Below are 19,716 nucleotides of genomic sequence, written 5' to 3'. Positions count from 1 at the left end.
CCGAAATCACGCACATTTGGAATGGTGCGGGTATGGCGAATCAGGATCGATTGCTGGCTAATGGATCGCATCGGCATCCGTCGCCTTAACGCCATTGTTGGAAAAACATGAAGAACTTCGTCGTTAATCTCGATCGCCAGCCGGAGAAATTCGAAAGATTCCTGAAGCGGAATGAAGGCTGCGGAATCGCCTTCGAACGTTTCCCAGCTGTTGACGGATTGAAATTGACCGATGAGGAAGTCATGGCGATGGGGATTGTCGCTCCCGGTTCGCGGTTCGCCCCGGGCGCGGTCGGCGGTACCGCCTCGATGTCGCGGATATGGAAGATGGTTGCCGAGCAGGATCAGCCGGCCCTCGTGTTTGAGGACGATTGCACGATCCGTCACGACATTCTCGCGCGCCTGAAGACGCTTCTGCCGTCGCTTGGCGACTGGGATATCCTGGTACTCGGCTGCAATATAGATTCGGTACTCGATATTGAGCTGGCGCCAGGCATGAAGTCGATGATGGTCTTTCGGCCTCAGCGCCCGGATGACGTGAGCGACGCCGCTTTCCAGCGAGCGACGTCCCAGGTTGCGGCCTTCAGGCTGAACTGCTGTTTTGGCCCGGGCGGGTACGTACTATCCCCTGCAGGAGCGCGGAGAATGTATCCGTATTGGCTCCCGATGGACAACCGGCTGGTGACCATCGAGGCGCTTGGCAACCGCGCAATGACGACGTACGGGGCCGATATGATGGGGAACAGCATCTATCGCTTCGTCAAGGCGTATACTTGTCTCGCACCGCTTGTGGTGCCCCGCAACGATAATGCGACCTCAACGACTCAAAGTCATATCCCGAGTGCGGCGCGGGTTTGGGGTTAGGATCTGGGGCCGGATGCACATCAGCTTTACGGAGGTGCGGAGCTGATGAACGCAGGTCGAGAGTCGGTCGTCATCGCCTGAGTGCGTTTTCCGCGGGTTGGACGGGCGGCTTGTCTGCCGGTTTACCCCAATATGGATTCGGCGGGGGCGGGCGAAGTTTGCGAATGAGCTTCTTCACGGTAGCAGGGCGTTGCACGAAATGAAACTCGCGATCATGCAGCCGTATTTTCTTCCCTACATCGGCTACTATCAGCTCATTGCTGCGGTCGATGTTTTTGTCGTCTACGACAACATCAAATATACCAAGAAGGGATGGATCAACCGCAACCGGATGCTGGTCAACGGAAAGGATGTCCTGTTTTCACTTTCGTTGAAGAAGGATTCCGATGCCCTGGATATTCGTCACAGGGAATTGGCGGCCGATTTCGATCGTGCAAAGCTGCTCAATCAGTGGCGGGGAGCCTATCGCACCGCGCCTTTCTTCAAGGAGACCTTTCCGCTCCTGGAAGAGATTGTCGGTTTTCAGGACCCCAATCTATTTCGCTATATCTTCAATTCGCTGCGCATGACCTGCGAGCATCTGGGCTTAAAGACCGCCCTCAAGATCTCGTCCGAGATTCCCATCGACCATTCGCTCAAGTTTCAGGACAAGGTCCTTGCATTGTGCGAAGCGATGGGGGCGCGAAAGTATATCAACGCGATTGGCGGCCTGGAGCTCTATGATCCCAACGCTTTTGGAGCCCGTGGAGTCGAATTTAGAGCTCTCCGAACAAGGCCGTTTCCCTACGAACAATTCGGCCAGGCTCAGGTGCCGTATCTTTCGATTGTCGATCTGCTGATGTTCAATTCGGTGGCCAAGCTCAGGGAAGTCATAGCCGGCAACTATGACCTGGTTGGAGGCGCTTGCTCCGAACCGCCGGATTTGCTCCCCCAGGTGTAGAAGGTCGGTTGGCTGAGCCCGTGCGTGCAGCACAGATCGGCGGTCGTCGCGCGGAGATCGCTCTCGCATGAAAGAGCCCGCCATTGGCTAAATGGCGGGAGCTGGTCCTCGCACGAAAACAGTGCGCGGCGCAGAGATCCTCGCACCGGAAACATAGGCGGATTAGCCCAAACCCGCCAAAGCTCCGAAAGAAAATCGCCGGGTCAGGCTTTTGATCGTCCAGGTTCGCAAACCAAGAAAATGCTCGAGCATAGATCCGGATACTGCTGGCCCAATTTGTAGGCGCCCTCGAGATAGGCTTCGGAAATGATGTCCGTCTGCAGCAAGCGATCCCACTGGAAGTTGGCCAGGGCCTTGAAAAACACCCCGGAGCGATGGATCACATTGAGCCCCGCCGCAACCGCATCACGCTCCAACGTATCCAACGAATAGGTGATGCGGTGCCCGTGCTCAGCTTCCGCAGGAGTAATGGCGGAGTTGTGCGAGATCAGTCCCATCTTGACCGCAATCTGTCTCGATGGGGCATGCGCATTCGGGCATGCCAAGAACAATCTCCCATTTTCTGAAAGCCACTTTTCGTTGATCAAGCGCAAGACGAGTTGGGGATCGTCAAGATGCTCGAGAACGTGGGTCATCACGATATTGTCGTATCGCCTCGGCAATTGCACGGTTTCGAATGTCGAGTTGATGAACTCGATCCTGGAGCCGAAACGGCTCTTGGCTTCCGCAATCGCGACATCCGATGCTTCGACGCAGGTTATATCCTTGAAGAAAGGCAGAAACCTCTTGGTGAATTCGCCGGTGTAGCTTCCCAGCTCGAGAAGACTTTCGCCTCTGAAGAAGGGCGCAAAGGACCGGATCATGAATGGCTGCATCACATCGAAATCGAACTGGTACGCGTATTTCTGATTGTCCACGTTACCAGTGTCGTTCAGCTCGCGATTGTAGTCTCTCATTTGCGACATAAGGGTCTCTCAAAGATTCTGCGGTTATACCAATTCGGCCAATCCAAAGCCGAATTTGCCAAACTCGTTCCCATTGTAGAGCATGTAGATTCTGTCATCGCAGGCGAAAACATGCGGATAGCATTGCATCTGCGAATCCCAGCCATCCTGCGAAAGGTCGATGCCGCCCTTCGAGTCGTCTCGCGTCCAGCTGATCAGGTCCTGCGAATAGGCGTATCCGAGACGATAGCTATTTCTGCCTTTTTCCCGGAAGCCGTGGCAGGGACGGAAGCAGAAGTACATGTGATAGACGTCATCCCGGCTGAATACCGTCGGCAAAGCCTGGCATTCATCGTCGCCGATGCAATCAGCGATGATTTGCGTGGCATTCCTTTGCCAGTTGATCGCATCCGTGGATGTGGCGCAGGCGATCTTGTAGACTCTGTCGGGTGGGTCGGTTTCGGAGAACGATTTCCATCTCGTTCCGAAAATGTACCACATGTAGTAAATGCCACCGATCGACATCACGAATGAATCGGCGATCAAAAAGGGTTCGTGCAGAGAGGCGGTCATGACCGGACCCGTTCCGTGCTTCTGAAACGTCCGTCCGCCGTCCGTGCTTACGGCAAGGCCAATCGATGAATCCGCGCTGACCGAGGCCTTTCGATTCCATCCCGTGGTGAATCCAAGAACTCTGTCGCCGTCATCAAAAACATGCATGGGGAAAATGCCATGCTCGTCGAAGGCCCCGAGCTCTCCCAGCTCTATGACCGTGTGCTCGCAGACATCGAGGATCTCGCCCATGTTCCTGGTGAAATCCACGTAGGCGACGTGGCTTAGATATTTCCCGACCTCGTCTCGTCTGCGAGTTGAGAAATAAACCCGCACACGATCCTTCAGAACCAGCGCTTGCGGCGACTGGGCAAACTCCAAACAATCGTTTGGCAGCTTATGTTCGGTGGGGTCGAAGATCTTCCCGAGCTTCCTCCACTTCATGGCTTGAACCAATCCGGGGAGTTTTGCAGGCGAGCCAAACCGATGCCTGCGCGGCCCATCTCATTTCCCTGATAGATCATGTACGTCTCGCCGTCCAAACCGAACACGTGGCCATAGTTCACCATTTCAGAATCCCAGCCCTCGGCGGAAACTTCCATTCCCGCGACCGCGTCATTTCTCTTCCAGTTCACGAGATCCTCGGAAACAGCGTAGCCAATGCGATATCCGCCTTCCCGGCCCTTGTAGTTCTGGCTTTGCCGATAGGAATAGAACATGTGAAAACGGCCGGCCCGTTCGATGACGTCGGCGCCCGCCTGGCATTCGTTTTCACCCAGCCTGTCTTCGATCAGGTCGACGCCCGCCTTTCGCCAGCTCAATCCGTCGGAGGAGGTGGCCATGCGAATTTTGTAGACCGGCTCGGGCCTGCCCGAAGTCTTCAGCCACCGCTTGCCCGCGACGTACCAGAGGTACCATTGGCCGTTGAATCTTCGAATCCGCGGGCTTCCCAGGAGAAACGGTTCATCCGGGGTGTATGAAAGGACCGGTCCTTGGCCAACCCTCTCAAAGGATTCGCCATTGTCGTTGCTGATGGCGATGCCGATCGCGGCGTTAAAGGGGACCGACTCGCATCGCGTCCACCCCGCATAATACGCACGGATCTGGTTGTCGTGCCGGATCACCGAGACCGGATTCGTTCCGAATTCGTCGAAGGTTCCGCACCCGCCGAGCCTCATCACCGGTTCGTTGCAAATCCGAACCACCCGCGTCGGCGTTCTTCGGTCCAACTCGATGAACGCAATGTAGCTCTTGTATTGGCCGAGCTCGTCCGGCGCAGGCCTCGAGCAAAAATAGACTCTGATGACATCGTCGAGAATCAGGACGCTCGGAGATTGCGCGAATTCGCGCATCCAAGGATGATCCTTGTGGTCGCGGGGGTCAAAGAGCTTTCCAAGCTTTTCCCATTGCAGCATGGTCTGATCTCAATCCTCGAGCCGTCGAAGCCGGTTCGCGCCGGTCTTCAGTCCGCCGTAGTAGTAGTCATTGAAGCCTGCAGCTTCCATCAGCTCGAATACCTTTGGCATGTTGTACTCGACCCGATGCAGTTCGAAGCTCTTGCCGTCGAAAGTCGCGAACGCCGCCCGTGGATCACCGTCGCGCGGTTGTCCGACCGATCCGGGGTTGCAATAGCTCTTGCCGCCGAAGTGATGCACACTTTGCACGTGGGTATGGCCGCTGACAAAGATGCTGCCGGACAGGCGCGCAAAATAGGCTTCGTCGGGCTCCCTTAGGTATTCATCGATCGGGTCCGACCATCCGCCATGTACGGCTTGAGCGTCCCCCACCTGCATGTGCACCCGAAACGTCCTTAGCCAGTTCAGATTCTCGGGCGTGATCACCTTCCGCTGATAGACCAGACATTCGTTGACGCTCTTGGATCGAATGCAAAAGCCCCCAAAGCCCAGGTACCAGTCATGGTTGCCAAGAAGGCTTTTGATGTCGCGCCTTTTCAGCTCGTCGCAGCATTCGTTCACCTGGGAATAGTATCCGACCACGTCGCCGACGCAGAAGATCTCGGTGACGCGCATGCGGTCGAGCTCGGCGAGAACCGCCGTCAGCGCCTCGAAATTCCCATGGATGTCAGAGATGAACGCTATTTTCATAGAAGATATGATCCTCCGTATAGCGGACGGCTCGACCGCGCCTGATGTCCGGCTGGACCGGCATCTGGTTGTCGATGGCCATGTCGACCGCCATCAGTGCTTCGTTGTATCCAAAGGCGGCGCGTATCGACGTGGACGAAGATATCCTCGGATTGATCTCGAGCAGCTTCAGGCCGTGGTTGGTCCTGCGAAATTGAAAATTGGTCGGTCCGACCGGAGAGAACGCCTGACATAGATCCCGAACCGCTTCGGAAAACTCCGCCTCGTCGACAACCTCGGCCTTTTCCGTGAACCCGTCCTTGGAGAGCTTCCGTCGAAGCGCCATGATCGCCGAATAGCGTCCACGGCCATCGCAAAACGCGGACACCGTGAATTCCTCGTCGTCGCGTCCGACGATGGGCTGGGCCATCAAGGTCGGCTTTGTCGCGGGATCGATCCCGGCAAATTGCTCCGCAGTTGCGACCACCACGATTCCCTTGGAGCCAAAACCCCGGCGAGGTTTCAGCAGAAACGGCAGGCCGCATTTCTCCTTGAGAAAATCGAAGTCCATTTCCAGATGGCTCGGGATCGCATAGGGCAGCTTCAGTTCGAGCTGGCGCTGGTAAAATGCCCATTTGTCGGAGCATCTGGAGATTAGATCGGGTGAATTCAGGACGACCCTGGTCCCGGTCGATTCAATCTCGGCCAGTCGGTCCGCCCATTTGTACATGTCTGCATCGATGCCGGGGATCGCCACGTCGACGCGATGCTTGCGCAGCAGCGCGAGAAGGCAATCGAGGTAGTCCGGCGCATCCGTCCTGGGCACCCGTTCAAAGACGTCGCAGAACCCTGATGCCACCGAGTCGGTATAGATCGAGGTGCCGATCAGCTTCATCGGGCTGTTCGATCTTTTCAGGGAGCGCAAGATTCCGTAGCCGACGATTCCCGCGGCGCCGGAAACCAATATCGTTCTCATGACGCCTGCCTTCGATGAGCCGCTTCCATCTGCATTCCCTGCGCCGTGGAGATGCGGGGAAAATAGTCGAGCAGTCGGAACAGCGTCTCGTCACAAGCAAAGCCATTGCTCGGGATGTCAGGCTTGTCTTTCAGGAAGGCGACCTTGCTTTTGCTCTCGAAAGCGGAAATGGCCGCCGCCGCAATTTGCGAGTAGGTGACATTGTCGGGGTGCACGCAAGGGTAGGTGCCTTCAATCTTCTTCGCAATGACGGCCGAGATGATTTTGGCTACGTCCTGCGCGTGAATGAAGTTCCGCAAAGGGTCAATCGAGCCAAACAGATTGATGTCTTCATGGCCCTGGGCCTTGTCCATGATGGTGTACAGGAATGGCTGATGCCTTCGAAACCCTGGTCCCACACCATAAATCTGGGACGGCTTCAGGACCGCGACCGGCAGGTGGAATTCCCGGCCGCAAAACTGCGCGACGTCTTCCGAATGCCTCTTTGAGAGTGAGTAAGCGCCGAAGAAGGGAGACGCGCTCCCGAGATCCGAAAAAATGCTGGAGATGTGCACAAGGTGCTTTGCGCCCGCCTTCGAGCTGGCATGGCAGAGCTTCATCACACCAAGCACGTTGACATCCATCGTTTGCAGGATGTCGGTCGGTTCCTTGCCGCCGAAAGCCGCGGCCAGATTCACGACGCAGTCGATTCCGTCAGGAATTTGAATGTCGCGCGAACACAAGTCCAATTCGACATCGCAGCCCTTGCGCCCAGCCGTCAACAGCTCGCACCGTTCACGAAGAAGCGGGATGAGCGTCTGAGCCAGCGAAGAGGTCCCCCCAACGAGCAGGACTCTCATGATCGCGCCGGATCGACTGGAGTGAGCTGGGCCAGCATCCCGCAGGACAGTTCCGGGTAGTCAATTCCGATCTCGCACAGGGCCTGAATGATGTTGTCCGCGAGATTCAGCGCCAGGATCTGACTGGTCGCGAGGGGTTTTAGATAGATACCTTCCAGTTTTTCGATCTTGTAACCGGCATCGCTCACCAGCTTGGTGAGTGAGCTGACCGTAAAGTAGCGCTGATGCCCGAGGAGGAGATCGTTCTCCGAGAGAGCCTCCATGTCGGGCAGCATCCCCGCCAGATGTCCCAGCCTCCGGTTCATGACCTCGGCGTTCGGGACCGCGACAAAGAGCTTACCTGTAGGTGTCAGGAACTTTCTGAAACGCTTCAAGATCACAAGGGGGTCGTCGACATGCTCGAGGATGAACCCCATGACAATGAGGTCGAATCGTTCCTTGGTATCGAACTCCTCGAAGTAGGTTTCGATGACTTCGCTTCTGTTGTCCGGAAATTTCAGCTTGAAGTTCTGGATGACGGCGGGAGAGCCTTCAAGAACGACATGGCGCGCGCATCGGTCCGAAAAAATCTCGGTGGCAAAACCATGCCCCAGTCCCAGATCCAGAACGGAGCGCGGATCCTTGACGACGTGAGCAATCCGTTTCGGATACCAGGTCAGCACAATTTCGTTGTCGAAATCGTAGATGTTCTTGCCTTGATAGGCCGCGACATGGACGTCCAGTTGATTGCTCGTGGCCAAATGACCGTCCTCTCCACCGAAGAGCAGATCGAAAGACCGGACAAGGTGCGCCGGTCGCTATTTGCTGCCATATCAGCGCCCCCTTTGATTCGCCACGCGGCGGAGCGGTGAGGCGAAAGCGGTGTCAAGCTTCGTGCAAGCTACAGGCGGGATAGTTGAATGGCGGCGAGCTTCCCGAAGAATCGGGAGGTGGGTTGCTGTCTGCTGTCCCATGATCTGGAAGGTCTCCGATGAATTATCACGACGGCACTCTCGCAAGCGCAACCCAGATCTCGGCAGAGCCGCCGTCGCTGACGCGGGATGAATATTATCAGATCTGCCTGCGGCACCTGAAGACAGGCGAGCTTGCACAGGCCGAAGCGCGTTGCCGGGAAGGGCTGGCCGCAGACGCAAATCATGCCGGCTTGCTGCATCTGATGGCCGGTGTGTCGCTGCTCAACGGCGACTACGATGCCGCGATCCAGTGGGCCGGCCGTGCTCTCACCAACGAGATGAAGGCGACCTATCTCGCAACGTTCGGGACCGCCTTGCAGGGCAAGGGGATGCAGGAGCAGGCGCTGGAGGCGTTTCAGCGCGCGGTGGAGCTCGATCCCGTCGATCCGTCAATCTGGGAGAACTATGGCCACGCCTTGAGCAGAACGGGGCACGGCAACCAGGCGAACCTTTGCTTCGTGATCGCACGGGCCTATCAAAGAATGCCGTTCCTGGCGGAATGCGATTCTGCTCCTCGCAGCGGCTGGAATGCCCTGACGGAGCAATTCAATCCTCACCTTCGCAACCTCGCGCGGTCGGATGCGGCCCGCGATCCCATCCATTGCTTCTGGTCGGACACGCTGCTGAACGACATGTCGTATCTCTCGCTTCAGTCGATGATCCGCCAGGGCCATCCGGTCAAGCTGTACACTTACGACGACGTAGCTACCATGCAGGCGCTCGTGCCGCCTGGAGTCATGGTGGCCGACGCCGAAAGCGTCGTGCCGAAGTCGACCTACCATCATGCCCTCGTTCATAGCGAGGTCCGCTACTTCAGCGACATCTTCCGCTATGCTGTCCTTCAAGAGTTCGGCGGGTGGTGGCTCGACGCGGACATCGTCCTCGTCAAGCCGTTGGATTTCGCATCGGAGCACGTGTTTTCCACGCAATGGTCGGGAGTCGAGAACGGCCATGTCTGCGTCGGCGGCGTGATGCGCGCGCCCAAGGGCTCGCTGCATATGGCCAATCTGTATGCGCTGTCGCTCCAGCGGCTTTTCAACGAGCGGCGCGTCGAATACGGCGCGGTGGGGCCGTTGCTGCTCAGCGAATATCTGCTTCTGTCAGACGACGAGAAGCTCCGGTCGTCGATCCTGCCGCCGACGGCCTTCAATGCGATCGACGACTGCGAAGTCGACTTGCTGGTCTCCGAAGGCCGGGACGGCTTCGAGATCTTGAGCGACCCCCGTGTTACGGGCGTCCATCTCTGGGGAAAAATGTGGGCCGAGCAGGGGCTGCGCCTCGATGCTGTTCCCGACCAGAGCGTGGCGGCCCATCTCAAGAGGCTCGTTCTCGAGCCGAATTAGTCGGTAGAGCTCGCGGCGCTTGGGTGCTGAGGCGCAAGGCGCAGCGGCGCTAAAGCATGATCCGGACCCGGAGGGCCGCGTTAGCGCAAAATGCGCAGCGGTTTTCCGAAAAGATCCTGCGCAAACAACAAGCTAAAGCGCGATGACGGTTCATCCTGATCTCATCGTGCTTTAATCGATCATCTCGGCCTTGGTGCTGGCCTGGTTCGGCCCGTTCCGGTCGCGCCAGAACCAGACGGTCACGACGCCGGAGCGGCCGCGCACCTGGGTGAGCAGGGGGCCCGACAGGATGCCGTCTGGAGAGCCCTGGAAGTCGGCTGCATCCAGCAGCGTGTCGGTGAGCGCGAGCCGCGCACAGTTCTGGGCGGCAACCTCCATCAGGCGGCTCGCGACGTTGACGGTGTCGCCGTTGGCCGTGATGTGCTGATGGCTTTCGCCGAGACGGGAGGCGACGATCGGGCCGTAATGCGCGCCGATCTTGAAACCAAGCTGACTGCGGATTGCGGGCGGCAACGAAGCGATCCAGCGATCGACGCTGCGATAGAGCTCGATCGAACATTTCAGCGCGCGCGCGGCGTCGTCCGGCATCGCGCGTGGCAGGCCGAACAGGATCATTGCGCCGTCGCCGAGAAAGCTGGTGATCATGCCGCCGCAATCGACCGCAGTCTTGTCGATCAACACATGAAATGCCTCGAGAACGTCCTGGAGCTCGTCCGGATCAATCCGTTCGGTCAATGTCGTGAAGCCGGAGAGATCAATGAAGACGGCGGCACCGTCCTGCCGGACGGGCTTGGACAGGAAGTCCGGATCGCGTGCCAGCCACTCCTGCAGGGCGGGGGCCTGGAATCGCGCGAGCGAGCGGCTCTTGGCGGCGAGATATTGCGTGCGGCGGCCGCCCGCCCATAGCTGCACGCCGGCAAAGACGGCAACTGGCGGCACCGCGGCCGCGAGTGTGGTTGCGGCATTCAGCCAGATGCCGTGCGTGAACGCGAACAGATTGAGCCCGGCCCAGGCGATCATCACGATCGCCGCCGCCATGATGCCGAGCGCGCTGCGCCGCCAGGCGAGCAGGCCGACCAGCAGCATCGGCAGCAGGATCGCGGTGAGCGCGTCGATGATGTGCACCTTGCGGTCGCGCACAATGCCGTCGCCGGCGACGAGATGGGTGATCGCGGTCGAGACCACCTCGACGCCAGGCATCAGGGAATCGAACGGGGTCGGATAGAAGTCGCCGCCGCCGGCGACCGCGGCGCCGATCACGACGATGCGGTTCTCGATCGCGGCGCGGTCGAGCGTGCCGTCGAAGATGCTCTGCGCGCTGACAGTGCGGATGGTGCGGCGCGGGCCGTAATAGGTGATCGGCAGCGCGAAGTCGGTGTCGGTCGGCACCGCGCGGTCACCGAGCATGAGATGATCCGGCGCGATCGTCAGCGGCTTGTCGAGCGCGCGCGTCGCCACGCGAAGCGGAAACGACAGCTCGACCTTGTCGCGCGTCCGGAACAGCATCGGCACCGAGAGCGGCGAGCCGGATTGTCCCGTCGCGACGTTGACGACGCCGACCTCGGCATGGTCGGCGAACGCCGGCAGCGGCAGCAGGAAGCGCTCGGCCTGCGGCAGAACGGCGAGCGGGCCTTCGCTGGCGGGCGCCACGGTCTCGCTGGCGGACGGGAAGATCGCGGCCGCGGCGAGCACCATGGGCCCGGTGGCGAGCGTATTCGCCAACGTGGCATCGCCGATCGCGGCGCTGCGGTCAACCAGCAGCAAATCAATCGCAACGACCTTCGGCTTGAACTGCACGATGGTGTCGACGACGCGGGCGAGATCGGCGCGCGGCAGCGGATAGCTGCCGCCGCGTTTGATCACGGTGTCGTCGATCGCGACGATGGTGACGAGATCGGGCGGATGCTGCACGCCGCGGACCTGGGTCCGCAGATCGGTCAGCGTTGCTTCGATCCGGTCGAGAAACTGCAGATGGCCGTTGGCGCGTGCGGCAAAGATGCCCGCGCCCCACAGCGCGGTGAGAACGAGTGCCATCAGGATCTGAACGCGTCGGCTACTCATGCGGTCGTTTTTGCGCTCGTTCTGCAATCTTCCAGTGTCCAAATCTCATTGGCCGGGTCCGACTGACTCGGCTTATCGTGCGAACCTTATTGTCCGAGCCTCGCCATCAGCGCGTCGACGCGCGGCTGGCCCCATGTCTTGACGGTCAGCGGACCGGTTGCCTCGACGTCGACGCCTTCGCCGGGGCCCAATACGACGCCGCGCCCGCGTGTCCTGCGGCTCACGCCGACACGGCCGCCGGCGACGAACACGGAGGTCTTGGCCTCGGCGACATCGACTACCCATTTGGTGCCGCGCACGGCGGCGATCGCCTGCGGCGTCAGAACCTTGAAGGGATTGCCGCCGGGCTTCTTGGGCACCTCGACCAGCAGCGCCTTGCTGCTCAACTCCACGGAGTCAATATGTCCGTCGCGGTTGGCGTCCTTAAGTTCAAATCTGGCGCCATTTTCCGCAACGATGGTGATGCCGTTGTCGCAGCGCCAGAGTTGCGTGCCGGCGGCCGCTGGCGATGCGGTGCAGCCCGCATTGGCGGCAGGCTGTGCAGTCGCAGATCCAATCAACAGAAACGACCACGCCAGAGCGAAAAACCCGGCGCGCGAAAACCTTCTCATGCCAGCCTCCGTTTGCGTGCGTGGCACAGTTCAAGGCGATGTTGATACGGTACCGTATCACACGCAGAGGCTGCTGAAAAGTGCCGCTCTCGCAGCTATTTTCTCGCCGCGGTATTTTCCAGTGCGGCACGATCAACTTTCAGTCAGGGCGCCGTGTTGCGTGAGCATCTGTGCGCGCTTTGTGAGGTGCGTGAGCTACCGCCGTGCTGCTGACACCGACGCCCCGGAGAGGCACAGCACGCACCAGCCTCGCGCAACGCTTCCCCGCTATCTTCCGGGCATTGAAGACCACGAAAAGGACTTGGTTGGTGCGTTTAGAGAGGCGGCCGGAACGCCTCCGCTGACCCCGCCAATCCGGCCGAGAATTATGGTTAACAGTTGCGCCTAAGTCCGTAATTCTGCGGTCTTTTTTCTCGAAATGGCACAGCGTTGGCGAGCTGCCCTACATCTGCCCGAACTTAATCCGCATTTAACTAAAAGTCGCCTTAATGACGCTCCGACCTCCTGCGAGATGCTGTTCCCGGATCGTGACCAGCGGCACTTCGAAGGGGGACTGAGTGACACCGTCCTGGACGCAAGGCGAATGAGTACGAGTATCGCTGCGCAGAGTAACGCGGCACGGAAGTCCAACAATCCTGGCAAGCATTCACATCGGAAGCCTTCCCGGAAAATGACCACCCAAAACGTGCTTGGCGCGGCTGTGATCGGCTGCGTCGTGCTTGCCGGCTGGACCGTCTACAACAACATCTTCGCCGCCAGCGTCTACCCGTCCGTCGGCAGCGCCGGTTACGACGAGCCCGTGATTAAGCGTGCGCCCAAGGTCGCGCTGCGCGAGGCGGGCGATGCCATCAAGGAAGCCTTTGCGCTGCTGCCCGACCGCTTGCAGGTCGCAGCCCCGATCTCGCGCGAGATGTTCAACGAGCGCTTCGCCGCGGCTGCCACGCAGGGCGTGGAGTCGAAGGCGGCCAGCGCCGCGCCTGCGACCAAGGTCGCCGACGCCCCGAAGCAGAGCGTGATCGCGAAGGTCGCTGAAGTGCTGAAGCCGGCGGCCCCGGCCAAGACCGCGGATGCCGCGAAGGCCAAGCGCGCACCGGATGCACAGGTGCAGCTGGCTTCGGCTGATCCGGCCGAGATCGTGCCGGCGCCCGAGGCCAAGCCGAAATCGTTCGCCGACCGCGCCAAGGCCGCGGTGATGTCGATCACCGGCCCGCGGCAGTCGATGGTGGAAAAGCTCTGGGGCAAGCGTGAGCCGTCCGGCGGGCTGCTCGCCTATGCCTCCGCCGATGCCAGCGTGACCGCGTCCATCGCGCCGAAGGACCAGAACCCGATGTTCGGCGGCGCGCCGCCCTATGAGCGCGACACCGCCGTCTACGACATCACCGCCAGGACGGTTTACCTGCCCGACGGCACCAAGCTCGAGGCGCATTCCGGCCTCGGCTCCAATCTCGACGATCCGCGCTCCTCGAAGGTCCGCATGCGCGGCGTGACGCCGCCGCACATCTACACGCTGAAGCCGCGCGAGGCGCTGTTCCACGGCGTGCCGGCGCTGCGCCTGACCCCGATCGGCGGTGAGAACGCGATCTACGGCCGCGACGGCCTGCTCGCGCACACCTTCATGCTCGGGCCGAACGGCGACTCCAACGGCTGCGTGTCGTTCAAGGACTATTACGCGTTCCTCGACGCCTACCGCAACAAGGGCATCCGCAAGCTCGCGGTGCTGGCGCGGGTCGACTAGGGACGTTTAAGCCGTCATCGTCTTGCGCAGCGCCATCTCGATGGCGATCGCCTCTTTCACCGCGGGGCGCGCCTGCATGCGCGCGAGATAGGCCGAGAGCGGCGGCCATTGCGCGATGTCGATTCCGGCAGGGCGGAGCAGCAGCAAGGCCCAGGCGAGATGCGCGTCGGCGATGGTGAAGCGGTTGCCGACGAGGAATTCGCGGTCCGCCAAATGCGCTGATGGCACCTGCAACGTCTGCACGATCCTTGCTCGCGGCTTCGCCAGCGAGCCGTCGTCCTGGTACCAGAAGGTCGGAAACAGGAACGCCTTGTGGATCTCGGCGCCGGTGAAGCTCAGCCATTCCTGGAGGCGGTAGCGGTCGGGCTCACTGGGGCGGGGTGCAAGACCCGCCTCCGGTTTCAGATCGGCAATGTATTGCAGCACCGCAGCGCTCTCGGTCAGCCGCTCGCCGTTCTCCAGCACCAGCACCGGCACCGCGGCCTTCGGCGAAATCCCGTGGAAATCGCCGTCGTCGTCGACGATCTTCTTGGTGCGGAGCTGCACCAGATGGTAGCGCGCCTCGAGGCCCGCTTCCATCAGCGCGATGCGGCTCGCAAGCGAGCAGGCCATCGGCGCGAAATAGAGTTGCAGCATCGCGTTGCTCCGTTATCTCAGCGCATCGCCGCGCGCGATGATCGCGAAGCGGTCGGATAGCTCGGCGAGCGCGACCTCATGGATGGTCCGGGCGTTGAGCGTGCCGCCGTGTCCGTCGGGCAGGTCCCGCGTGGCACAGGCGTCGGCATCGATCGTGGTGCGAAAGCCGAGGTCGAGCGCGGCACGGGCGGTGGAGGACACGCACATATGCGTCATGAAGCCGGCCAGCACGATGTTCTTCCTGTCGGTCGCGGCAAGTCGCGCCTGCAGATCGGTGCCGGCAAACGCGTTCGGCAGCTGCTTCTCGATCACCAGCTCGCCGGCACGGGGGCTCAGCTCGGCGACGATGGCGCCGCGGTCGGCGCTGCGGTCGAACAGGCTGCCCGCCTTGCCGCGATGGGCGATGTGGATGATGGCGGAGCCGGCCTCGCGTGCGCGCGCCAGCAGGGCGGCTGCGCGCGCGATCGCGGGCTTGGCGTCGGGCAAAGCGAGGGGGCCCGCGAGATATTCGTTCTGGATGTCGATCAGCACCAGTGCGGCGTCGCCAAGACGCGGCGGGTTGAGGTCGGCGCCGGCGAGCTGCAGCAGGGTCTTTGCGGTCGTCATGATCTCTGAAATCTCCGGAGCGAAATGCTGGCCGACCATAGCCCCGGGCGTGCCTGCCGATATGCAGGGATATTGCAGCGGGTGGCTGCGATATTGCAGGTGAGCGCGGCGCGATATAGCCTCAGGCCATGAACTGGGACGATCTTCGCATCATCGCCGCCGTCAGGGACGAGGGCACTTATGCCGGCGCCAGCGCGCGGCTGCGCATCGACGAGACCACGGTCGGGCGCAGGCTGTCGCGCATCGAGCGTGCACTCGGTTTGCGTCTGTTCGAAGCCGCCGACGGCGTCCGCAGGCCGACGCGCAGTTGCGAGGCGGTGCTGGCGCATGTCGAGGCGATGGCCGGACATGCCGCCGAGATCGGCCGCCTCAGCGAGAGCCTTGAAGGTCCGGTGGGACGCCTGCGCATCGCTTCGACCAACACGGTCGGCGAGGAGGTGCTGTCGCCGCGCGCGAGCGATTTCCTGCGCGCCAATCCCGGCCTGACGCTGCAATTCCTCACCTCGAGCGAGAACGTCAGGTTCTCGCGCTGGGAGGCCGATCTCGCCATCCGCCTGCGCAAGCCCGACAAGGGCGACTTCGCGATCTCGAAGCTCGGCGACATCAAGCTCTATTATTTCGAGCCTGTCACGATCGAGGGCGAGCCGATGCTGTGCGTCTATCCGGACGAACTCGGCACCATTCCCGAGATGCAATTCCTGCGCACCAGGACAGCCCGCACGCGCTGCGTCACCGACAACGTCCGCGTCATCCGCAACCTGATCCGCGCGCATCAGGCCGCCGGCGTGCTACCGGAATATGTCTGCGCGGACTTGCTTGGCGATCGCCGGCTGCGCGCCACGCTGCTGCCGAAGCGGCGCGACGTCTGGCTGCTCGTGCAAAATCATCTCAAGCGCGACGCCGCGACACGCGTCACCATCGATTGGGTGAGGGCGTGCTTCCAGGATACGTCACGCAAGTGACGTCGCGCCGCGCTGTCCGCGAAGGCGGCATCGAGGCCCTCGTCGCCAGCGGCATGGAGGTCGATGCGGCCGACCTTCTCGCCCTCCTGACCCGGCTCGTACGCCTGAAGGCGCCCGAGAGCGCATGACAAACGAGAAGGGCCGCCTACGGGCGGCCCTTCACATCTTCGTCGTCATCGCCGGCGATGAACGCGCGAGCGCGCCGCTGCGACCAAGATACCGAGCGGGGATTGCGTGCGCGCGAAGGTTGCGTAAGCTCGCAACGTCAGCAGTCTCGACCAGGAAGGGCGCATGACCACTCTCGAGCAAACCATCCGCCCCTCGGCCAAATCCGGGGAATGGAAGGCGATCGTCGTGCTGATCCTGCTGATCCCGGTGCTGTGGTCGCCGCCGTTCCTGTTTCGCTTCTTCCTCTATCAGCCGTTCAACATCCCCTCGGGCTCGATGATGCCGACACTGGTGGTCGGCGACTACGTCTTCGCCGCCAAATATGCCTATGGCTATGGCCGCTATTCCTTCCCATTTGCGCCGTCATGGATCTCAGGCCGTTTCCGCGCCGCTGATCCCGAATACGGCGATGTCGTTGTGTTCCGTGCGCCGAAGGACACTGCGGTCGACTACGTCAAGCGCGTGATCGGGCTGCCCGGCGACCGCATCCAGATGCGGGGAGGGCAGCTCTTTCTCAATGACCGTGCGGTGACGCGCGTTGCTCTGAAGGAGACTGTCGCAGGCTCCGCCTGCGGGACCGACGATGCCGCGAAAGTCAGGCGCTGGCGCGAGACACTGCCGAACGGCGCGTCCTACGCCACCTATGACTGCATCGACAACGGCTATCTCGACAACACCAACGTCTTCACGGTGCCGCCGGGCCATTTCTTCGTGCTTGGTGATAACCGCGACAACTCCACCGACAGCCGCATGGCAGCGATGGGCTTCATCCCCTTGGACAATCTCGTCGGCAAGGTGACGCGGATCTTCTGGTCGCTCGACGAAGACGGCGAGCCGCACATGGAGCGGCTCGGCAAGGTGTGGTGAGAAGGCCTCTCCACCCGTCATTCCGAGGCGCGCCCTCTTGGGCGCGAGCCCGGAATCCATAACCACAGGCGGATGGAATGGCCTACTATGTCCTCGCAAGTAAGAAGCACGGCACACTCTACATCGGCGTGACCAGCGATCTCGTGCGCCGTGTGTACGAGCATAAGACGAAGGCCGTCCCCGGCTTCACCACGAAGTACGGCGTCGATAAGCTCGTCTTGTTCGAGATCTACGACGATGCAGTTACCGCCATCGCCCGCGAGAAAGAACTCAAGAAGTGGCGTCGCGACTGGAAGACGCGCCTGATCGAGGAGCAGAACCCAAATTGGGATGATCTCTATCCCGGGATAACCAACTAGCATTCGTGGTTATGGATTCCGGGCTCGCGCCCAGGAGGGCGCGCCCCGGAATGATGTGCCCCAAAACAAAAACCCCGGCATTGCTGCCGGGGTTTCGCATTTCTCGACTTTGCTTGAGATGACCGGACCTTAGAAGTCCATGCCGCCCATGCCGCCGCCGGGGGGCATCGCCGGGCCGGCGCCGCCCTTCTTGGGCAGCTCGGCGACCATGGCTTCCGTGGTGATCAGGAGCGCGGCAACCGAGGCTGCGTTCTGGATCGCGGTACGGACCACCTTGGTCGGGTCGATGATGCCCTTCTTGACGAGGTCGGCGTATTCGCCGGTCTGGGAGTCGAAGCCGTAATTGTAGGCCTTGTTCTCCAGGATCTTGCCAACGATCACCGAGCCGTCTTCACCGGCGTTGATCGCGATCTGGCGAGCGGGTGCCGACAGCGCCTTGCGCACGATCTCGACGCCGGTCTTCTGGTCGTCGTTCTTGGTGCGCAGGCCCTTGAGCTGCTCGGAGGCACGGAGCAGGGCGACGCCGCCGCCCGGGACGATGCCTTCCTCGACCGCAGCGCGGGTCGCATGCATCGCGTCATCAACGCGATCCTTGCGCTCCTTCACCTCGACCTCGGTCGCGCCGCCGACGCGGATCACCGCGACGCCGCCCGCGAGCTTGGCGAGACGCTCCTGGAGCTTCTCGCGGTCGTAGTCCGAGGTGGTCTCCTCGATCTGCGCCTTGATCTGGGCCACGCGCGCCTCGATGTCGGCCTTCTTGCCGGCGCCGTTGACGATCGTGGTGTTCTCCTTGTCGATCATCACCTTCTTGGCGCGACCGAGCATGTTGAGCGTGACGTTCTCGAGCTTGATGCCGAGATCTTCCGAGATCGCCTGGCCGCCGGTCAGGATCGCGATGTCCTGCAGCATGGCCTTGCGACGATCGCCGAAGCCCGGAGCCTTGACGGCCGCGACCTTCAGGCCGCCACGCAGGCGGTTCACGACCAGGGTCGCGAGCGCTTCACCCTCGACGTCCTCGGCGACGATGACCAGCGGCTTGCCGGTCTGCACCACGGCCTCGAGCAGCGGCAGCAGCTCGTTCAGCGAGGAGAGCTTCTTCTCGTTGATGAGGATGTAGGCGTCGTCCATCTCAACGCGCATCTTGTCGGCGTTGGTGACGAAGTAGGGCGAGATGTAGCCGCGGTCGAACTGCATGCCCTCGACGACGTCGAGCTCGGTCTCGAGCGACTTGGCTTCCTCGACGGTGATGACACCCTCGTTGCCGACCTTCTTCATGGCGTCGGAGAGGAACTTGCCGATCTCCTGGTCGCCGTTGGCCGAGATGGTGCCGACCTGGGCGATCTCCTCGTTCGAGGTGACCTTCTTGGAGTTCTTCTGGAGGTCCGCAACGACGGCCTCGACCGCGAGGTCGATACCACGCTTGAGGTCCATCGGGTTCATGCCGGCGGCGACCGACTTGGCGCCTTCCTTCACGATCGCCTGGGCCAGCACGGTGGCGGTGGTGGTGCCGTCGCCGGCCGCGTCAGCGGACTTGGAGGCGACTTCGCGCACCATCTGGGCGCCCATGTTCTCGAACTTGTCGTCGAGCTCGATCTCCTTGGCGACGGTGACGCCGTCCTTGGTGATGCGGGGAGCGCCGAACGACTTGTCGAGCACGACGTTGCGGCCCTTCGGACCGAGCGTGACCTTCACCGCGTTGGCGAGAACGTCGACGCCGCGCAGCATCTTGTCGCGCGCTTCAACCGAGAATTTGACTTCTTTGGCTGCCATCTGGAATTTTCCTTGAGGATGTTGACTGGAGGGAGAGAGGGGCTCTTAGGCCGCCTTCTTCTTGGAAGCGGGGACGTCGAGGACGCCCATGATGTCGCTTTCCTTCATGATCAGCAGGTCTTCGCCGTCGATCTTGACTTCGGTGCCGGACCACTTGCCGAACAGCACGCGGTCGCCGACCTTCAGGTCGATCGGGATCAGCTTGCCGGCTTCGTCGCGGCCACCCGGGCCAACGGCGACGACTTCGCCCTGGGAGGGTTTTTCCTTGGCAGTGTCGGGAATGATGATGCCGCCTGCGGTCTTCTCTTCTGCGTCGATGCGCTTGACCACGACGCGGTCGTGAAGCGGACGGAATTTCATGCAGTCCTCCTAAACATTTGCACGAGTTGAGGATTTTGAGATTGTTAGCAATCGTTGCCCGCGAGTGCTAGCACGGGCGAGGCTGAA

General features: G+C 61.2%; 21 protein-coding genes. 8 read left to right on the top strand and 13 right to left on the bottom strand.

The features are described 5' to 3' along the window. Positions 1 to 107 precede the first annotated feature (107 nt). Both WN72_RS30865 and WN72_RS30860 read left to right on the top strand, forming a co-directional pair. Complete coding sequence (locus tag WN72_RS30865; protein ID WP_027560158.1) at positions 108 to 863, top strand: glycosyltransferase family 25 protein; 756 nt, start codon at positions 108 to 110, stop codon at positions 861 to 863. A 199-nt stretch (positions 864 to 1,062) separates the two neighbouring features. After that, complete coding sequence (locus tag WN72_RS30860; protein ID WP_092213565.1) at positions 1,063 to 1,803, top strand: WbqC family protein; 741 nt, start codon at positions 1,063 to 1,065, stop codon at positions 1,801 to 1,803. Between the two features lie 203 nt (positions 1,804 to 2,006). Here WN72_RS30860 and WN72_RS30855 read toward each other — a convergent pair whose 3' ends face one another. The 7 genes from WN72_RS30855 to WN72_RS30825 form a co-directional block, all read right to left on the bottom strand. Beyond that, the gene (locus tag WN72_RS30855) at positions 2,007 to 2,768 is read right to left on the bottom strand and encodes a class I SAM-dependent methyltransferase (RefSeq protein WP_027560156.1); all 762 of its coding nucleotides are present in this window, start codon (positions 2,766 to 2,768) and stop codon (positions 2,007 to 2,009) included. A 24-nt stretch (positions 2,769 to 2,792) separates the two neighbouring features. After that, positions 2,793 to 3,743 (bottom strand): glycoside hydrolase family protein, encoded by a 951-nt coding sequence (locus tag WN72_RS30850; protein WP_092213567.1) that lies wholly within the window; start codon positions 3,741 to 3,743, stop codon positions 2,793 to 2,795. Further along, a complete protein-coding gene (locus WN72_RS30845) occupies positions 3,740 to 4,714 on the bottom strand; it encodes a glycoside hydrolase family protein (protein WP_092213569.1) in 975 nt (324 codons plus the stop codon). The genes WN72_RS30850 and WN72_RS30845 overlap by 4 nt, the downstream gene beginning before the upstream one ends. A 9-nt stretch (positions 4,715 to 4,723) precedes the next feature. Next, entirely contained in the window at positions 4,724 to 5,404 is a 681-nt protein-coding gene (locus tag WN72_RS30840) for a metallophosphoesterase family protein (protein WP_027560153.1), read from the bottom strand. Then, complete coding sequence (locus WN72_RS30835; RefSeq protein WP_199820239.1) at positions 5,382 to 6,278, bottom strand: ATP-grasp domain-containing protein; 897 nt, start codon at positions 6,276 to 6,278, stop codon at positions 5,382 to 5,384. The genes WN72_RS30840 and WN72_RS30835 overlap by 23 nt, the downstream gene beginning before the upstream one ends. 77 nt (positions 6,279 to 6,355) lie before the next feature. Next, positions 6,356 to 7,198, bottom strand: a complete 843-nt coding sequence (locus WN72_RS30830; RefSeq protein ID WP_027560151.1) for an NAD-dependent epimerase/dehydratase family protein — start codon at positions 7,196 to 7,198, stop codon at positions 6,356 to 6,358. Next, entirely contained in the window at positions 7,195 to 7,938 is a 744-nt protein-coding gene (locus WN72_RS30825) for a class I SAM-dependent methyltransferase (RefSeq protein ID WP_051377719.1), read from the bottom strand. The genes WN72_RS30830 and WN72_RS30825 overlap by 4 nt, the downstream gene beginning before the upstream one ends. Positions 7,939 to 8,168: 230 nt before the next feature. On the opposite strand from WN72_RS30825, the gene WN72_RS30820 reads away from it, so the two are divergent. Then, on the top strand, positions 8,169 to 9,494 hold the full coding sequence (locus WN72_RS30820; RefSeq protein ID WP_027560149.1) for a glycosyltransferase: 1,326 nt from the start codon (positions 8,169 to 8,171) through the stop codon (positions 9,492 to 9,494). Between the two features lie 171 nt (positions 9,495 to 9,665). Here the strand turns inward: WN72_RS30820 and WN72_RS30815 are convergent, their stop codons facing one another. Together WN72_RS30815 and WN72_RS30810 are read right to left on the bottom strand one after the other, a co-directional pair. Next, positions 9,666 to 11,555: a CHASE2 domain-containing protein gene (locus WN72_RS30815; protein ID WP_027560148.1), complete on the bottom strand. Its 1,890-nt coding sequence runs from the start codon at positions 11,553 to 11,555 to the stop codon at positions 9,666 to 9,668. An 86-nt stretch (positions 11,556 to 11,641) separates the two neighbouring features. Continuing rightward, positions 11,642 to 12,166 (bottom strand): FecR domain-containing protein, encoded by a 525-nt coding sequence (locus WN72_RS30810; protein WP_167380663.1) that lies wholly within the window; start codon positions 12,164 to 12,166, stop codon positions 11,642 to 11,644. A 670-nt stretch (positions 12,167 to 12,836) separates the two neighbouring features. Between WN72_RS30810 and WN72_RS30805 the strand changes: the two genes are divergently transcribed. After that, complete coding sequence (locus tag WN72_RS30805; RefSeq protein WP_167380664.1) at positions 12,837 to 13,901, top strand: DUF2778 domain-containing protein; 1,065 nt, start codon at positions 12,837 to 12,839, stop codon at positions 13,899 to 13,901. A 6-nt stretch (positions 13,902 to 13,907) separates the two neighbouring features. On the opposite strand, the gene WN72_RS30800 is transcribed toward WN72_RS30805, so the two are convergent. Both WN72_RS30800 and WN72_RS30795 read right to left on the bottom strand, forming a co-directional pair. Then, entirely contained in the window at positions 13,908 to 14,537 is a 630-nt protein-coding gene (locus WN72_RS30800) for a glutathione binding-like protein (protein WP_092213575.1), read from the bottom strand. A 12-nt stretch (positions 14,538 to 14,549) separates the two neighbouring features. After that, positions 14,550 to 15,143 (bottom strand): cysteine hydrolase family protein, encoded by a 594-nt coding sequence (locus tag WN72_RS30795; RefSeq protein WP_167380665.1) that lies wholly within the window; start codon positions 15,141 to 15,143, stop codon positions 14,550 to 14,552. A 128-nt stretch (positions 15,144 to 15,271) separates the two neighbouring features. Here WN72_RS30795 and WN72_RS30790 point away from each other — a divergent pair, with 128 nt between their 5' ends. From WN72_RS30790 to WN72_RS30780, 4 genes are all read left to right on the top strand, one after another. Beyond that, positions 15,272 to 16,105 carry a LysR family transcriptional regulator gene (locus tag WN72_RS30790; RefSeq protein WP_092213579.1) on the top strand — a complete coding sequence of 278 codons (834 nt, stop codon included), beginning with the start codon at positions 15,272 to 15,274 and terminating at the stop codon, positions 16,103 to 16,105. Continuing rightward, a complete protein-coding gene (locus WN72_RS47540) occupies positions 16,102 to 16,233 on the top strand; it encodes a hypothetical protein (protein WP_283807124.1) in 132 nt (43 codons plus the stop codon). Before WN72_RS30790 ends, WN72_RS47540 begins: the two co-directional genes overlap by 4 nt. 163 nt (positions 16,234 to 16,396) lie before the next feature. After that, a complete protein-coding gene (gene lepB, locus WN72_RS30785) occupies positions 16,397 to 17,140 on the top strand; it encodes a signal peptidase I (RefSeq protein WP_027560142.1) in 744 nt (247 codons plus the stop codon). Positions 17,141 to 17,217: 77 nt separating this feature from the next. Continuing rightward, entirely contained in the window at positions 17,218 to 17,499 is a 282-nt protein-coding gene (locus WN72_RS30780; protein ID WP_027560141.1) for a GIY-YIG nuclease family protein, read from the top strand. 129 nt (positions 17,500 to 17,628) lie between these two features. Here WN72_RS30780 and groL read toward each other — a convergent pair whose 3' ends face one another. Next, positions 17,629 to 19,269: a chaperonin GroEL gene (gene groL / locus WN72_RS30775; protein ID WP_027560140.1), complete on the bottom strand. Its 1,641-nt coding sequence runs from the start codon at positions 19,267 to 19,269 to the stop codon at positions 17,629 to 17,631. A 45-nt stretch (positions 19,270 to 19,314) separates the two neighbouring features. Next, positions 19,315 to 19,629 carry a co-chaperone GroES gene (gene groES / locus WN72_RS30770; protein ID WP_027560139.1) on the bottom strand — a complete coding sequence of 105 codons (315 nt, stop codon included), beginning with the start codon at positions 19,627 to 19,629 and terminating at the stop codon, positions 19,315 to 19,317. Between the last annotated feature and the right edge of the window lie 87 nt (positions 19,630 to 19,716).

This window comes from Bradyrhizobium arachidis, from assembly GCF_015291705.1.
Lineage (GTDB): Bacteria > Pseudomonadota > Alphaproteobacteria > Rhizobiales > Xanthobacteraceae > Bradyrhizobium > Bradyrhizobium arachidis.
Note: the sequence above shows the minus strand (reverse complement) of the source record. Positions and strands in the feature narration are given on the sequence as shown.

Bases quoted from the DNA above. Each gene is read 5' to 3' on its own strand.
- WN72_RS30865 (WP_027560158.1), top strand. From the start codon at position 108: ATGAAGAACTTCGTCGTTAATCTCGATCGCCAGCCGGAGAAATTCGAA.
- WN72_RS30860 (WP_092213565.1), top strand. From the start codon at position 1,063: ATGAAACTCGCGATCATGCAGCCGTATTTTCTTCCCTACATCGGCTAC.
- WN72_RS30855 (WP_027560156.1), bottom strand. From the start codon at position 2,768: ATGTCGCAAATGAGAGACTACAATCGCGAGCTGAACGACACTGGTAAC.
- WN72_RS30850 (WP_092213567.1), bottom strand. From the start codon at position 3,743: ATGAAGTGGAGGAAGCTCGGGAAGATCTTCGACCCCACCGAACATAAG.
- WN72_RS30845 (WP_092213569.1), bottom strand. From the start codon at position 4,714: ATGCTGCAATGGGAAAAGCTTGGAAAGCTCTTTGACCCCCGCGACCAC.
- WN72_RS30840 (WP_027560153.1), bottom strand. From the start codon at position 5,404: ATGAAAATAGCGTTCATCTCTGACATCCATGGGAATTTCGAGGCGCTG.
- WN72_RS30835 (WP_199820239.1), bottom strand. From the start codon at position 6,278: ATGAAGCTGATCGGCACCTCGATCTATACCGACTCGGTGGCATCAGGG.
- WN72_RS30830 (WP_027560151.1), bottom strand. From the start codon at position 7,198: ATGAGAGTCCTGCTCGTTGGGGGGACCTCTTCGCTGGCTCAGACGCTC.
- WN72_RS30820 (WP_027560149.1), top strand. From the start codon at position 8,169: ATGAATTATCACGACGGCACTCTCGCAAGCGCAACCCAGATCTCGGCA.
- WN72_RS30815 (WP_027560148.1), bottom strand. From the start codon at position 11,555: ATGAGTAGCCGACGCGTTCAGATCCTGATGGCACTCGTTCTCACCGCG.
- WN72_RS30810 (WP_167380663.1), bottom strand. From the start codon at position 12,166: ATGAGAAGGTTTTCGCGCGCCGGGTTTTTCGCTCTGGCGTGGTCGTTT.
- WN72_RS30805 (WP_167380664.1), top strand. From the start codon at position 12,837: ATGACCACCCAAAACGTGCTTGGCGCGGCTGTGATCGGCTGCGTCGTG.
- WN72_RS30800 (WP_092213575.1), bottom strand. From the start codon at position 14,537: ATGCTGCAACTCTATTTCGCGCCGATGGCCTGCTCGCTTGCGAGCCGC.
- WN72_RS30795 (WP_167380665.1), bottom strand. From the start codon at position 15,143: ATGACGACCGCAAAGACCCTGCTGCAGCTCGCCGGCGCCGACCTCAAC.
- WN72_RS30790 (WP_092213579.1), top strand. From the start codon at position 15,272: ATGAACTGGGACGATCTTCGCATCATCGCCGCCGTCAGGGACGAGGGC.
- lepB (WP_027560142.1), top strand. From the start codon at position 16,397: ATGACCACTCTCGAGCAAACCATCCGCCCCTCGGCCAAATCCGGGGAA.
- WN72_RS30780 (WP_027560141.1), top strand. From the start codon at position 17,218: ATGGCCTACTATGTCCTCGCAAGTAAGAAGCACGGCACACTCTACATC.
- groL (WP_027560140.1), bottom strand. From the start codon at position 19,269: ATGGCAGCCAAAGAAGTCAAATTCTCGGTTGAAGCGCGCGACAAGATG.
- groES (WP_027560139.1), bottom strand. From the start codon at position 19,629: ATGAAATTCCGTCCGCTTCACGACCGCGTCGTGGTCAAGCGCATCGAC.